The organism is Nitrobacter sp. NHB1 (assembly GCF_036964665.1).
In the GTDB taxonomy this organism is placed as follows: Bacteria; Pseudomonadota; Alphaproteobacteria; order Rhizobiales; family Xanthobacteraceae; genus Nitrobacter.
The window spans coordinates 2,084,211-2,099,211 of sequence record NZ_JBAMDA010000001.1; the positions used below are offsets into that span (position 1 = coordinate 2,084,211).

Annotated in this window: 10 protein-coding genes; 4 read left to right on the forward strand and 6 right to left on the reverse strand. The window is 64.5% G+C overall.

Annotation, left to right across the window (positions count from 1 at the left end; translation table 11 throughout):
- Positions 1–11 precede the first annotated feature (11 nt).
- Entirely contained in the window at positions 12–3,569 is a 3,558-nt protein-coding gene (locus V4R08_RS09720) for a helicase-related protein (RefSeq protein ID WP_335579167.1), read from the reverse strand.
- A gap of 375 nt (positions 3,570–3,944) precedes the next feature.
- Positions 3,945–4,787 (reverse strand): DUF3108 domain-containing protein, encoded by an 843-nt coding sequence (locus tag V4R08_RS09725; RefSeq protein ID WP_335579168.1) that lies wholly within the window; start codon positions 4,785–4,787, stop codon positions 3,945–3,947.
- Between the two features lie 508 nt (positions 4,788–5,295).
- Here V4R08_RS09725 and rpmB point away from each other — a divergent pair.
- Complete coding sequence (gene rpmB, locus V4R08_RS09730) at positions 5,296–5,589, forward strand: 50S ribosomal protein L28 (protein WP_335579169.1); 294 nt, start codon at positions 5,296–5,298, stop codon at positions 5,587–5,589.
- A 121-nt stretch (positions 5,590–5,710) separates the two neighbouring features.
- Here rpmB and V4R08_RS09735 read toward each other — a convergent pair whose 3' ends face one another.
- Complete coding sequence (locus V4R08_RS09735) at positions 5,711–6,580, reverse strand: patatin-like phospholipase family protein (RefSeq protein ID WP_335580233.1); 870 nt, start codon at positions 6,578–6,580, stop codon at positions 5,711–5,713.
- Positions 6,581–7,066: 486 nt separating this feature from the next.
- Here V4R08_RS09735 and V4R08_RS09740 point away from each other — a divergent pair, with 486 nt between their 5' ends.
- Together V4R08_RS09740 and V4R08_RS09745 are read left to right on the forward strand one after the other, a co-directional pair.
- A complete protein-coding gene (locus V4R08_RS09740) occupies positions 7,067–7,606 on the forward strand; it encodes a heme NO-binding domain-containing protein (RefSeq protein ID WP_335579170.1) in 540 nt (179 codons plus the stop codon).
- Complete coding sequence (locus V4R08_RS09745; protein ID WP_335579171.1) at positions 7,594–9,708, forward strand: putative bifunctional diguanylate cyclase/phosphodiesterase; 2,115 nt, start codon at positions 7,594–7,596, stop codon at positions 9,706–9,708. The genes V4R08_RS09740 and V4R08_RS09745 overlap by 13 nt, the downstream gene beginning before the upstream one ends.
- A 33-nt stretch (positions 9,709–9,741) precedes the next feature.
- Here V4R08_RS09745 and V4R08_RS09750 read toward each other — a convergent pair whose 3' ends face one another.
- The 3 genes from V4R08_RS09750 to cobS all read right to left on the reverse strand — a co-directional run bounded on the left by V4R08_RS09750 (position 9,742) and on the right by cobS (position 14,060).
- Complete coding sequence (locus V4R08_RS09750; RefSeq protein WP_335579172.1) at positions 9,742–10,833, reverse strand: esterase-like activity of phytase family protein; 1,092 nt, start codon at positions 10,831–10,833, stop codon at positions 9,742–9,744.
- Between the two features lie 236 nt (positions 10,834–11,069).
- Positions 11,070–12,977, reverse strand: coding sequence for a cobaltochelatase subunit CobT (gene cobT, locus V4R08_RS09755; protein ID WP_335579173.1), 1,908 nt, complete (start codon positions 12,975–12,977; stop codon positions 11,070–11,072).
- Positions 12,978–13,061: 84 nt separating this feature from the next.
- Positions 13,062–14,060, reverse strand: a complete 999-nt coding sequence (gene cobS, locus V4R08_RS09760) for a cobaltochelatase subunit CobS (protein WP_335579174.1) — start codon at positions 14,058–14,060, stop codon at positions 13,062–13,064.
- A 282-nt stretch (positions 14,061–14,342) separates the two neighbouring features.
- Between cobS and V4R08_RS09765 the strand changes: the two genes are divergently transcribed.
- Positions 14,343–14,999 carry a DedA family protein gene (locus tag V4R08_RS09765; protein ID WP_335579175.1) on the forward strand — a complete coding sequence of 219 codons (657 nt, stop codon included), beginning with the start codon at positions 14,343–14,345 and terminating at the stop codon, positions 14,997–14,999.
- The last annotated feature ends 2 nt before the right edge of the window (positions 15,000–15,001 follow it).

Below are 15,001 nucleotides of genomic sequence, written 5' to 3' on the forward strand. Positions count from 1 at the left end.
TCGCCCCCGCCTCAATCCTTGCGACCGGCAAGCTGCTCCCTGAGTGCGGCCAGTTTCGCAAACGGCGAATTCGGGTCCATCGGACGCTCACGCTCGCGCGGCGCGCTGCTGGCGTAGGGGCGATGCGACGGTCCGGCGTCCGGACGTCCCTCGCGGCCGCCCTTGCGGGAGCCCTGAAACCGGCCCTTCTCCTGATCCCTGTCCCTGTTTTTGCCTTTGCCCTGGAAGTGATCGCGCGGCGGACGCCCCTTGCCCTCGCGCGGCTCACGGCCGGGCGCGCTCGCGCTCCCGGCGGACGCGCCTTCGGCGGCCACACCGGTGGAGGGCCGGCGGGCCTCCTTTTGACGCTCGCGCCGCCCTCGTCCATGCCGCTCGCGCTTCTGCGCCCCCTCGCCCGCTTCGCCGTCCGCGGCAACCGGTTGCGCGCCATCCTGCCGAGGCTGTTGCCGGCGATGACGGTTGCGGTCGTGGCGCGGCCGCCGATCGGCGGCCCGGCCGCCCGGCCGCCAGACCTCGACCGTTGCGGACGCGGCGTCCGTAGCATGAGCCGGCGAGGCATCCGCTGCGGCGATATCGGCGGATGCCGCGCCCTCGGACACGCTCACGGCATCGACCGGTGCGAACTCATCCGGCGTGGATGCGGTTTCGACGGCATCATCGGAAGCCGCCGAGGCATCCGCTCCAACGATCTCGGCGGATGCCGCGCCCTCGGGCGCGCTCACGGCATCGATCGGCACGGACTCATCGGGCGTGGTATCGGCGGGTGCGGTTTCGACGGCATCACCGGAGGCCGCCGAGACCGCGATGTCGGGCGTTAACGCCGCCGACGGCGACGTTTCCTCGACCACCTCAGCCAAGACTTCGGTCGCCAAGGCTTCGGTCGCCGTAGCGATATCGTCCGATGAACCCGCATCCGCGGCAGGCGCCGGTTCAGCAGCCGATCCGGCATCGGGCGCACCCGCGCTATCCAGCGCGGGTTCCTGCCCCTCGGGCATGGCGTCCGGCGCGGCCGATTCCTGCGGCGCGCTCTCCGCCGCTTCGGCGGAAACCGTTTCCGCGGCAGCATCCGTCGTGGGGCCGGTATCTGTGACGGGCGGGGGAACCGGACACCGCTCCATGCGATAGCCTAGCGCGCGCAGGATGGAGGCGAAATCCTCGCCGGCGGTGCCTGCGAGCGATGTCATGGCCTGGGTCACGACGAACCCGCGGCCATCGAATGCGCCGGCCGGTTTTTCGCCGGGCGCCGCTTCCCGCCATGCGAGCGCCGGACGGATCAGATCGGCCAGCCTTTCGAGGATGTCGACGCGGACGGCCCGCTCGCCGCATTGCCGATAGCCGAGCGTACGATAAGCGTCGCGATCGAGCAGTTTGTCGGCCGGGAACGAGGTGCGGCCGCTGCCTGCCAGATGCTGCGCGCTCGACAACGCCGACAGGTCGACGTTGTCCTGCTTCTGCGCCCACAACAGCGAGGCCAGCGACCGCGCGGCCGGTTTCAGAAGCGCCGGGAAATAGACGTGGTAGGCGCCGAAGCGCACGCCGTACTTGCGCAAGCTGGCGCGCGACGGCTGATCGAGATCTTTCATTTCGGCGGCGATCCTCGATCGCTCCAGCACGCCGAGCGCCTCGATCAACTGGAATGCAATACCGCGCGCGATGCCGGTGACATCCTCCGCCTTGGACAACTCAAACAGCGGCCCGAGAAGCTTCTCGATATGGGTCTTCAGCCACAGATCGAGCCGGGCCTGCACCGCGTCGCGCGGCGCGCCGGTCAGCCGCTCATCCGAAATGATCCGCAGCCGCGGATGCAGCGCGTCATCCGCCGCGACCAGTCGCGCCACGGCGTCGCCGGTCCAGCGGATGGTGCCGTCCGAGGTCAGCACGAACTGATCGTCCGGCGCGCCGGACAGTTTTTCGGCGCGCGCCTCGATTTCGCCGGCCAGCGCCTTTTGCGCGACCGCCTGCAAGGCCTTGGCCTCCGAGCCGGCCTCTGCCGCATCCGGCGCGAAGGTAAATCCGTCGAGACGGCCGATCACATGGCCCTCTACGATCACCTCGCCGGTCTTGCCAATTTCCGTATCCAGCATCGTGTTTTCCCGCAGGCGGCGCATCAATACACTGGTCCGGCGATCAACGAAACGCTCTGTGAGCCTTTGGTGCAGCGCATCTGACAATTTATTTTCGACTTCTCGCGAAATTCCCTGCCAGTGATCGGGGTCAGCCAGCCAGTCCGGACGATTGGCGACGAAGGTCCAGGTCCGGATTTGCGCAATTCGCCCCGACAGGGTGTCGATACCACCGTCGACCCGGTCGGCCTGCGCCACCTGGGCCGCGAACCAGTCGTCAGGAACCCGGCCCTCGCGCATCAGGAAGCCGAACAGTGTCGTGACCAGTTCGGCATGGGCGGCCGGCGCGATCTTGCGATAGTCCGGAATCTGGCAGGCGTCCCACAGCCGCTCCACCGCCGCCGCGCCCTGCGCCATGGCGCGCACGTCGGCGTCGCGCGCGGCGTGATCGAGCACGCGCAGGTCCTCGGCGATCGGCGCGCGGGTCAGCGTCTCGTGCGAGGGCGTCAGCGCCAGCGACACCTGCAGCGCCCCGAGCGAGGAGAAATCGAGATTGGAATTGCGCCATTGCAACGTCTTGACGGCCTCAAAAGTGTGGTTCTGCAGCGCGTTCACGAGTTCGGGCTCGAACGGCGCGCAGCGTCCGGTGGTGCCGAAGGTGCCGTTACGGGTGGCGCGGCCGGCGCGACCAGCGACCTGCGCGAACTCCGCCGGCGTCAGCCTGCGAAACTGGTAACCGTCGTATTTGCGGTCGGAGGCAAAAGCGACGTGATCGACGTCGAGATTGAGTCCCATGCCGACCGCGTCGGTGGCGACGAGATAATCGACGTCGCCGGACTGGAACATCGCGACCTGCGCGTTGCGGGTGCGTGGGCTGAGCGATCCCAGCACCACCGCCGCGCCGCCGTGCTGGCGGCGGATCAGTTCGGCGATGGCATAGACCTCGTCCGCCGAGAAGGCGACGATCGCGGTGCGGCGCGGCTGCCGGGTGATCTTGCGGTCGCCGGCGAACTCAAGCTGCGACAGCCGCGGGCGCGTGACGATGCTCGCCCCCGGCAACAACCGCTCGATGATCGGGCGCATGGTCGCGGCGCCAAGCAGCAGCGTCTCGTCGCGGCCGCGCCGATGCAGAATGCGATCGGTGAAAACGTGGCCACGTTCGAGATCGGCACTGATCTGGATTTCGTCGACGGCAAGGAACGAGACGTCGAGATCGCGCGGCATCGCTTCGACGGTCGAAACCCAGAAGCGCGGGCGCGCCGGCTTGATCTTCTCCTCGCCCGTGATCAGCGCGACGGAATCCGCGCCGGCGCGGTCGGCAATCTTGTTGTAGACCTCGCGGGCGAGCAGCCGCAGCGGCAGGCCGATGATGCCGGACGAATGCGCCAGCATCCGCTCGATCGCGAGATGGGTCTTGCCGGTGTTGGTCGGGCCGAGCACCGCCGTCACGCCCGCACCGGGCGCACGACCGTTGCCGGGCGGAGATATCGAAGACGAAAAGGCCATGTGTTCCGAGGGTTTTCGCGGCACTGGCGATCAGATGTGTTTCACAATGCGACGCTTGCAGGGCCGCGGCTTAAGCTTTGGAACGAGTCCGGAACGAATCGCGCCCGAATCGCTGACTCCAGATCTCTCCGGCTTCGTTCACCGCAATATCTCGCGTTCAGATCGATATCCGGCACTAGATCAAGTTCCGACGATATCAACAAGAGCGGATATTTCTCCTCAATTATGAATCCACCGGGCGCATGAATCGCGAGCCAAGAGTCAACAGGATTCCATAACGTCGGGTACCTCGATTTTCGCCGGACTGCCCCGCGAATCCGTCGCGGCAAACTCAAAACAGCGCACGAAGCGGGCCGCGCGCGCCGAAGCCCGCTGCTATCGGACCCTGGCTGCGGTCTTCGGCGGTATGGCGGTCGTGATGAACTGGGTCGCTTCCAGCTTGCCGACACCGAGCGGTGTCGGGATTGTCAGGCGATAGGGTACCAGCACGCGCGTGCCGGCGATCGGCGCCAGCCAGATCTCCATGTTGCGCTGGGCGGCGAGATATCTGATCGCGAAGCGGTCGGGGACGTAGCCGGAGACCGGCGAGAAATAGATCGCGCAGACCACGACCGGGCCATGATAGCCCTTTTCCGACTTCACCGTTTCCATGCGCTTGAAGTCGAGGCGCAGGTCGTAGCGCATCCGGCCGTCGAAGATACCGGTCGTGGCGTGACAGGCCTCCGGACCGAGCGGATCGGCGGTGCCGGATACCTGCAGCAGCGTCGCGCTCATCGGATCGAACACGCCGCGCTTGTGCGCATCGGTGACCGGAATGCGCTTGGCGTCGACCGGCGGGGTCGGCTCAATGACGAAATCCTTTACATTGCCGCCGGCCAGCGACATGCGAATGGTCTCCGACTTCTTCGACGACGAAATGGTCGCGGTATAGTTCGCGGGAACCAGCGCGCCGTTGACGACACGACCCTGGGAGGTGCCGGTGCCGGCGCCGTGGGCAAACGCCTTGAGAAGTCCGGTAGCGCCGCCGTCTGCCGTAGCCGAATACTGATCATCAAGGATATCGACCGCCCAGGTGCCGGTACCGACAAGAATCCCGGCCAGGGTGACGTCATAGTGAGCCTCAAGCTTGCCCTGCGCGGCCGCCGGGCTGGTCAGCGCCAACATCGCGGCAAGGAGTGCCAGCGGTGCGCCAACCAGGGTCCGGACCGAAACGGGCATCGACCGGGGCAACATCATACGGAATATGCTCACTTAAGGGGTGGTCCTGCACGTCACGGTTCGGGCTCACGCGGCTTTTAATCAGGCTTGCGGGTCAATGTCTTTGTGGCAGCCGATAGATACTCATCCAAACGGGAATCGCATACCGTCAAACGCGGCAGGTCTGCGAGCGCGTCAAAATGGTCGCCTCGGACTCGCGGTTTCGCGCACTGGCAAATCCGGCCTCCAACCGGGCAACGCCGGCGCACGGCCGGTCGAGTGCCATGATGTCGGTACGGATTGCGCCCTTTATATGATGGAGGGACCGGACGGCGGTTCGTCGAAAACGGGCCGAAACGAAGCAGTTGGCGTTGATTTTGCGCCGCAAACAACCCGACTTCGGCTCTCCCATGCCTTGACGTCCCGCCGCTCTCCCCCTATACAACCGCGGTTCCTGAAATGGACGCGATTTCGAACCCCGAGCCTGCCCTTAAAGGGCCGATGCCGGGGACGACAGAGGATTTTCGCCATGTCCCGGCGCTGCGAACTGACGGCCAAGGCTCCCATGGTGGGCCACAGGGTCAGCCATTCCAACATCAAGACCAAGCGGCGCTTCCTGCCGAACCTGGTGAACGTCACCTTCCAGTCCGAAGCGCTGGCCAGCCCGGTGCGGCTGCGGGTGTCGACCCATGCGCTGAAGAGCGTGGACCATCGCGGCGGCTTCGATGCCTTCCTGCTGAAGGCAAAGAACTCGGAGCTGTCGCCGAAAGCGATCGAGATCAAGCGTCGGATCGAAAAGAAGCAGGTCGCCAAAGCGGGCTGATAGCAGCGAGCTTGTTGGTTCGCTCGAACTCATCGTCGCCACCGAGAACAGGAAGGCCGGATCGGACGCCCCGAACCCGGCCTTTAACTTTTGGTCGTGCCGGTCGTGCGGCTTATGCGGCTCAATGCGCGTGAGGCCGCAATTCGCCGGGAATGCCGTGCTGCTCGAGCCCGCCCTCGGCGATCCATTGCTCGGTCTTCCTGATCGCGCGCTCGATGTGTTCGTCGGTCCGCGAAAAGTCATAGGCCGAGCCGACCAGCGGACAGAGCGGCGGCACGACGCGGTACTCGATCGACGGATCGATTTCTTCGAGATCGTCGATGATCTGCCGCGAGATCAGAAGCGTCACGGCATGCAGCGCGTTGGCGATCACGCCCTTGGGCGGAGCATCGCCCATGCAGGCGAATCCGGTCGGCAGGATGATGAGCCGCCGTGCGCCCTTTTCGACCGCAACCCTGACCGGTGTGTTGCTGGAAATCGCGCCGTCCGCGAGATACATGCCCTTGTGCAGGACGGGAGCGAAAACGCCGGGGATGGCTGTGCTCGCGATGATTGCCTCGGCCGCCGGGCCGTCCGACAGCACGACGCTGTCACCGGTCACGATGTTGGTAGTCACGATGTGAAGCGGCAGCTTCGCCTCCTGCAAGTTCCTGTACGGCAGGTAATCGTCGATCAGCCTGCGCACGCCGTCATGGGAAATCAGGAAATCGCGGTGACGAAGGAAGGCGAACAGGGTCAGGACAGAAATGGGGAACACGTCCTTGTTCCGCAGGCGGCGCCAAATGTCCGCGAGATGCTTCACGCCGTCGAGGGTCGGGACGCCGGCGTAATAGGCGCCGTTCAAGGCCCCGACGCTCGATCCCACCACCATGTCCGCGACGACGCCATGGGCGGCAAGCGCGTGCATCATGCCGACCTGGATGGCGCCGAAACTGCCGCCGCCCGCGAACACGAAGGCGGTTTTGCGGAATAAATTGCCGGACGAAGGCATTGAGGCTGACAACGATCCGCAGCTCCTCTTGCGCCGTAACAACAGGCTGTCCACGGCCTGGCGCTGTATATCAACGCTGCCCAAGCCGGCGCAATCCGGATCGGTCCCGAAACCGGCCGCGCTAACCCTGTACTAACCGGGATTGCTGACGCAGCTTCAGTTTGTGCGGTATCCACGTCGCCCCCTCGCGGGAAGGATCGCTCTCGATCGTGCAGGCGGTGGTCATATCGCCACCGCGTCGAAGACAGTCCGCCGCGCGCGCCGCGCGATGTACCGAAAGGCTTTGCAAATGCGGTCGAGGCCAACATCGTCGAGCGCCTGCGGTCCCGGCCGCCATCCAATCCACCCGGCTAGCTTCACCCAATTAGCGGTTCGGTAACCGTCACTCCAGTGCGCGTCCGTGATTTTACTCATCGTTCAAGGTCTGAAAATACGGTCCGGTCCCGGATCGCGATTTCGCGGCCATCGAATTCGTGGAGTCTCCCCATGAAGGGCGTGGTTTACAATCTGCTCGAAGAGGCCGTCGTCGAGAAATTTGGCGCCGATACCTGGGACGATCTGCTCGACGATGCCGGCGTAACCGGCGCCTACACCTCGCTCGGCAATTACTCCGACAAAGAGATGATCGCCCTGGTCGACGCCGCGGCCGCCAAGCTGGATATGACCAGCGGCGATGTCCTGCGATGGTTCGGCGAACAGGCGATGCCGCTGCTCAAGCAGCGATACCCGGACTTCTTCCTGCCCCATAGTTCATCGCGCAGCTTCGTTCTGAGCGTCAACAACATCATCCACCCGGAAGTCCGCAAGCTCTATCCCGGCGCCAAGTGCCCCGACTTCCACTTCCGCGAAACTCCGGAAGGCAACGTAACGATGGGCTATAAATCGTCGCGCCGGATGTGCGACCTGGCGCATGGCTTCATCAAAGGCGCCGCAGGCATTTTTTGCGAGAAAGTCGATATTACGCACCATACTTGCATGAACCATGGTGCGGACAAATGTTTGATGGAAATCAAATGGGCACCCTGACCCCTTTTGCAGCTGAGTCCGCCGATCCGTTCGATCAGCTCAATCTCAAGATACTGAAGCTCGAAAATCGCCTGCAGCGCGAGCGCGTGGCGCGGCTGAAGGCGGAAGAGATAGCGGAAAAGGGGTTGAGAGATCTGTACGAAAGGCAGCAACAGCTTGCGCTGCTCGAGACCATCGCGACGGCGGCAAACCAGAGCAGTTCGATCGACGACACCATGCGTTTTGCGCTCGACGCCATTTGCCAGCACACCGGCTGGGGCTTCGGCAATGTCTACCTGCCATCGGCAACCATCCCCGACTATCTCGCGCCGGCGGGCATTTGGCATGCCGCCGACCCGGAGCTTCTCGCTGCTTTCATTTCGTTGACATTGGAAACCGGCTTCGCCACCGGCGAAGGATTGCCGGGCCGCGTCTACCAATCCGCCAAGCCGGCCTGGATTGCCGACCTGACCTTGGACCGCAACTTTCCGCGCGCCGCGGCTGCGACGCTGTCCGGCTGCCGCGCCGCGTTCGCATTTCCGGTGCTGGTCGGCAACGACGTGCTCGGCGTCCTGGAATTTTTTCATCACAGTACGGTCCACCCCGACAATCAGTTCCTTGGCGTGCTGGCACAAATCGGCACCCAGCTCGGCCGAGTCGTCGAACGCCGCCGGGCCGAACAAAAACTGATGCACGATGCGACGCACGATCCGCTGACCGGACTGCCGAATCGCCTGCTGTTCTCCGACCGGCTGGAGCGCGCGGTTGCGACGCACCTGCGCCGGCCGGACATCGGCTTCGCGGTAATTTTCATCGACCTCGACCGCTTCAAGCTGGTCAACGACAGCCTTGGCCATTCCGCCGGTGACGTATTGCTGCAGGAAATCGCCCATCGCTTCCGCCAGGCGCTGATCGAATCCGGCCACAAGCTCGCCGCCGGCGAGGCTGTGACGCTGGCCCGGCTCGGCGGCGACGAATTCACCATCCTGCTGGAAGACATCGAGCGCAGCTCCTTCGCTGTCGATGTCGCGCAATCGTTGCAGGATTCGCTGCGCAACCCGCTGTTCATCGATGGTCAGGAACTGTATTCGTCGGCCAGTATCGGCGTCGCCTCCAGCGAGGCCGGATACACCTGCGCGGCGGACATCATGCGCGATGCCGATCTGGCGATGTACCGCGCCAAGGCCGAAGGCCGTGCCCGCGTCGAAATCTTCAATCAAAGCCTGCACGTCGAAGCCAAGCGGCGCCTGATGCTGGAGAGCGACCTACGCAATGCGCTGAAGAAGAAAGAATTCGTGCTGCACTATCAGCCGATCATCGCCCTTGGTTCACGGGCAGTGACCGGCTTCGAGGCGCTGGTGCGCTGGCAGAAAAGTGACGGGCAAATCATCCCGCCGTCGGATTTCATTCCGCTCGCCGAGGAAACCGGTCTTATCGTCTTCATCGGCAGTTGGGTGCTGGAACAATCGCTCAAAACGCTAGCGAGGTGGCAGCAGGATTTCCCGCGGGCCAAACCGCTGACCATGAGCGTCAACGTCTCGCCGCGCCAGTTTCACCAGACCGACTTCGTCGAGCAGGTGGTCGATGCGGTGACCGCCAGCGGCGTCCCGCCACATACGCTGCGGCTGGAAATCACCGAAAGCGTCACCATTCAGAACGCCCAGCATGCCATCGGAATTCTGCAACGCTTGCGCCAGCTCGGCGTACGCGTCAGCATCGACGATTTCGGCACCGGCTATTCCTCGCTGAGCTATCTGCATCAACTGCCATTTGACACCCTGAAGATCGATCGCTCGTTCGTCTCGGCGCTGCAATCGCGCAGCGACGGCGGGCAGATCGTTCAGACCATCCTCGACCTCGCGAAGAACCTCAATCTCGATGTCGTCGCCGAGGGCACCGAGTCCGAGGAGCATGTCAACATCCTGCATGAGATGGGCTGCGGTTATGCGCAGGGCTATTTCTTCTCGCGCCCATTGAACGAAACCGCGGCGATCGAGATACTGTCGACCGAGATGCTGTCGGCCAAGGTTGCGACGGTGGAGGCGCTGCCGCTGCCGGCTAGAGCGTTTTCGAGCGAAGTGGGCACCGGTTCGCATGAAGAAAACGCGTCAATTCAAAAATAGAGCCTCGCTTCTGATTCCATCAGAAGCGAGGCTCTACTCGACCAGCGTGAATTGCAGCAGCAGCGTGCGCTGGATCAGCGAAAAGTTGTCGTCGGACACAAGCGTCACGACGATGTCGCCGCTATCGTTCGCGAACGCATCCAGGCCTTCGAAATTGTCGATCTCCTGCCCGAGGTCCGCCTCGAAGATCGAGGGGCCGTCCACGAGCGCGCCCGGCGCGATCGCTGTGAGCGCTATTCGCCGGATGCGGATGCCGATGCCGCCGGTCAGCGAGAACTTGCGTTCGAGGACCAACAGGTCGCCCGAGGGCAGCAGGCAGGCATCGCTGATGTCGAAATTGTCGGTCCGGCGGATGGAGAACCGGCCCGGCGACGGCCCGCCGATCAGGAACGCCATGATATTGCGGCCGGCGTCGAGACCGCGCTCGGAGATCGCGATCAGTGTGCCGCCAAGCGGCCTGTCGTGGGGAACGACCACCATCGCCTCCAGCCCCCGGTTGAACGGCAACTTGCGAATGGCCGGCGGCACCTCGACCTCCTCGCCGCACGCCCGCGTAAATCCCTTGCCGAAATCGAACCGCATGATCCGGTTGACCCTCTCGATGCCGACATAGACCAGCGATCCGTCGAGCGCGATCGACTCGGTATCGAACCAGCCGCGCCCGGTGATCGTCCTGCCGTCGGCGGCGAGCATCGGCGCGGCTTCGACATCGGCGAGGCCGGTCATTTCTCTGGCCCCATAGACGATGCGGCCGGTGAACCAGGTGCCCTTGTCGCTGGCGGAAATGAATTGTTGCCCTTTCGGATCGAGCCGCAGGCTCGACAGTCCTCCGAAGCCGCGAAAGGACGAGGTCAGGATCAGGCCACTGCGAAAGGCGAGCGCGCCGAAGCGGGTACGCGAGCGGTCGCGCAGATCGAACGACGCGATCGGACGCGCGTTGACTGTGATCGACACCGGTGCCGGAGGCGTCAGTATGTCCGGCGGCGGCTGCGTTGCGAATTGCGCGCGGGCGGAGACTGGAATTAACGCGAGCGAGGCAGCCGCTGCACCGAGTGCGAGAACGTGGCGACGATTGGATGCGACGCTTCCTTTACCTCCCCCGGCAAGGGGGAGGTCGGCTGCCATAGGCCACCGGGAAAGGGTCCAATATTGCCACATTATTCGCAAACGACCCCCACCCCAAACCCTCCCCCTGGGGGAGAAGAAATCGGTCGGACTCCTCCGACAATTCCTGTGAGTCGTCCCTGCGAATGCAGGGACCCATAATCTCCGACCTTCATGACCGAGCCGGTGGCGGTTTCATCGACTTGATGAGCCACCGCGGCGTATGGGTCCCCGCGTACGCGGGGACGACAGAACGGTCACGAATGCAGCCTTCGCGGCCGCCGCGTCCGAGGCTCCGGCGGATCGTGCGTCTCGCTGAACAGTTCGGCGAGCTGTTCGGTGATGGCGCCGCCGAGTTCTTCCGCATCCACGATGGTCACCGCGCGGCGATAGTAGCGCGTCACGTCGTGGCCGATGCCGATCGCGATCAGTTCGACCGGCGAGCGGGTCTCGATCTCCTCGATCACCCAGCGCAGGTGGCGCTCGAGATAGTTGCCGGGATTGACCGACAGCGTGGAATCGTCGACCGGCGCGCCGTCCGAGATCATCATCAAAATCTTGCGCTGTTCGCCGCGCGCCAGCAGCCGCTTGTGCGCCCAGTCCAGCGCCTCACCGTCGATGTTCTCCTTAAGCAGGCCCTCGCGCATCATCAGCCCGAGGTTTTTCCGCGCCCGCCGCCAGGGGGCATCCGCCGACTTGTAAATAATGTGGCGGAGATCGTTGAGACGTCCCGGCGCGACCGGCTTGCCGGCGACGAGCCACGCCTCGCGCGACTGCCCGCCCTTCCACGCCCGTGTCGTGAAACCGAGAATCTCCACCTTGACGCCGCAACGCTCCAGCGTTCGCGCCAGAATGTCGGCGCAGGTCGCGGCCACCGTGATCGGCCGCCCGCGCATCGAACCGGAATTATCGAGCAGCAGCGTCACCACGGTGTCCCGGAAGGTCGCCTCCTTCTCGTGCTTGAACGACAACGGCTGGTAGGGATCGATCACCACACGCGCCAGCCGCGCCGGATCGAGAATGCCTTCCTCGAGATCGAACTCCCAGGCGCGGTTCTGCTGCGCCATCAGGCGGCGCTGCAGGCGATTGGCAAGCCGCGCCACGATGCCCTGCAGGTGCGCGAGCTGCTTGTCGAGATAGCTGCGCAGTCGCTCCAGTTCGTCATGATCGCAGAGATCCTCCGCCGCGATCACCTCGTCGAACTTGGGCGCGAAAGCGTGATATTCCGGACCGCGCGGCTCGTTGGCGCCCCTGGCGTTGGGCCGCGTCGCCTCGCCCGGCGTCTCGTCGTCGCCAAGATCGCCGTCGTCGAAGCTATCGCTCGCGGAAGCCTGCGCGCTTTCCATGGCGCTGTCCGACATCTCGTCGGTGGTCTCCTGCGCCTGATCCGCGCTCATCTCCTGCACGGCGTCGCTGTCGGCCGAACCCTCCGCCCCGGACTGATCGCTCTCGCTTTCGCGGTCGTCGTCCTGGGTCTCGTCCTTGTCGGCCTCGGCGTTGGTGTCGCCGCCGAGATCGAGCGCTGCCAGCAGGTCGTGCACGACGTCGCCGAACTTCGCCTGATCCTCGCTGAGGCGGCTGAGCCGGTCCAGCCGCGGGCCGATCTTGTCTTCCAGGAACGGACGCCACAGATCGACCATCTTGCGCGCGGCGGCGGGCGGCGGCAGGCCGGTCAGCCGCTCGCGCACCATCATCGCCAGCGCATCCGACAGCGGCGCGTCGGCGCGATCGGTGATTTCGTCATACTTGCCGCGATGGAAATGGTCGTCGAGCATCGCCGTCAGATTCTTTGCGACGCCAGTCATCCGGCGTGAGCCGATGGCCTCAACCCGCGCCTGCTCCACTGCGTCGAACACGCCGCGCGCCTGCGGATTGCCGGGCATCAGCTTGCGGTGCACCTTCGGATCGTGGCAGGCGAGCTTCAGCGCGATGGAATCCGCATGCCCCCGTACGACGGCGGCGTCGCGCTTGCTCATTTTGCGCCCGGGCTCCGGCAATCGCGCCTTGCCCGGCGACAGGCCCGGCCGCTCGGCGGCAAACGTCACCTCAAGCTCGGATTGCCGGGCGATGGCGCGCAGGCAGGATGCAACCGCGCGCTTGAACGGCTCGCTCGGCGCTTCCTTCGACCCGGTACGGAACCTGTTGCTCGGCGGTGTGGTGCTCATCGAACCCTACGTCTGTCGTCTCCGCGAAGGCGACGCCGCTCATGTCGAAACATTCCCGCCGCTAACGTGTGGGAAGTCTGGTCCTCAGCTCAGCGCCACGTTGACCGCCGATTCCGCCAGTTCGACGTTGAAGCAGCGCTGATAAAACTCCGCGACCAGCGGGCGCTCGAGCTCGTCGCACTTGTTGAGAAACGTGACGCGGAAGGCAAAGCCCAGGTCGCCGAAGATCTCGGTGTTCTCCGCCCAGGTGATGACCGTGCGCGGGCTCATCACCGTGGAAAGATCGCCGTTGGCGAAGGCGTTGCGCGTGAGATCCGCAAGCCGCACCATCTTGCCGACGGTATCGCGGCCTTCCGGCGTGCGGTAGGGCTTGGCCTTGGCCAGCACGATCTCGACCTCGTTGTCGTGCGGCAGATAGTTCAGCGTGGTGACGATGTTCCAGCGGTCCATCTGCGCCTGATTGATCTGCTGGGTGCCGTGATAGAGGCCCGACGTGTCGCCGAGACCGATGGTGTTGGCGGTCGAGAACAGGCGGAACGCCGGATGCGGCTTGATGACCCGGCTCTGGTCGAGCAGCGTCAAGCGCCCTGAGGATTCCAGCACGCGCTGGATCACGAACATCACATCCGGACGGCCGGCATCGTATTCGTCGAAGCACAGCGCCACATTGTTCTGGTAGGCCCACGGCAGGATGCCGTCGCGGAATTCGGTGATTTGCTTGCCGTCCTTGATCACGATCGCGTCCTTGCCGACAAGATCGATACGGCTGATGTGACTGTCGAGATTGACGCGCACGCAGGGCCAGTTCAACCGCGCCGCCACCTGCTCGACATGGGTCGATTTACCGGTACCGTGATAGCCGGTGACCATGACGCGGCGGTTCCTGGCGAAGCCGGCGAGAATTGCGAGCGTGGTCGGGCGATCGAAGCGGTAGTCCGGATCGACATCGGGCACGTGCGGATCGGCTTCGGAATAGGCGGGGACCTCGAGATCGCTGTCGATCCCGAACACCTGCCGCACCGACACCTTCATGTCTGGCAAACCGGCGGGGGTTTCAGTTTTGGGCATGGCGGCGGTCGTCATCGATCCTCCGAGGTTCGGGGCGCGCTCCCGAAACCAGAACTGCGCATGGCTGCGGATGAGGGGCGCACGCGAAACTAGCAGAGAGCGGCGGCCGGCAGAAGCCCACCGCACAATCAAAGTTCCGTTGGGATATCATGAAGATAGGCGCTGGCTGCGAATTTTGAAAGGCTGCCCTGCGAATCAGGGCGCGTTTGGGCAAAATTTGCTGCGGCAAGCTATTGAACCGAAGATCGCCGACGGCATTTGACCCAGGCGTCAGCGAACTGCGCGAGGACGGATTTCGTGACTGACTACATAGCGCAACTGACCGGCCTCGTCGCCGCCCATGCCGGGCTCGCCTATCTCACCGTCTTTCTTGCCGCCCTGCTCGAGGCCATTCCGGTGTTCGGCTCGGTGATCCCGGGATCGACGATCATTCTGGCGCTGAGCGCCCTGATCGGCGGCGGCGAACTGGAATTCCTGCCGGTCATGCTGGCCGCGATCATCGGAGCGGTCATCGGCGACGGCAGCGCGTTCTGGATTGGGCATCGCTCGCAGCGGGACATCCTCAGCGCCTGGCCGATGGCACGCTATCCCGGCGTGGTCGCGCAAAGCGAGACGTTTTTTAATCGTTACGGCACGCTCGCGGTGTTCTTCGCCCGCTTCGTGGCGCCGGTCCGCGCCTTCGTTCCGCTGACGGCCGGCGCGCTGGGGATGCCGCCGCAGCGCTTTTACGGCGTGAATATCGCCGCGATCGTCCTCTGGGCATCGGCCCATATCCTGCCCGGGATAGTGGCGGTGTCGGTGCTGCACCGCTATGGCGGCATCGATCACCCCGCGGCGCTGGTGCGCCACTACTGGCTGCCGACCGTTCTCGGCGCCGGACTGATCGCAGGGCTCGTGGTCTGGTACGTCCGCCGCCGGCGCGGCATCAATGCGCCGGCGAAGCGACAGGCCTGATC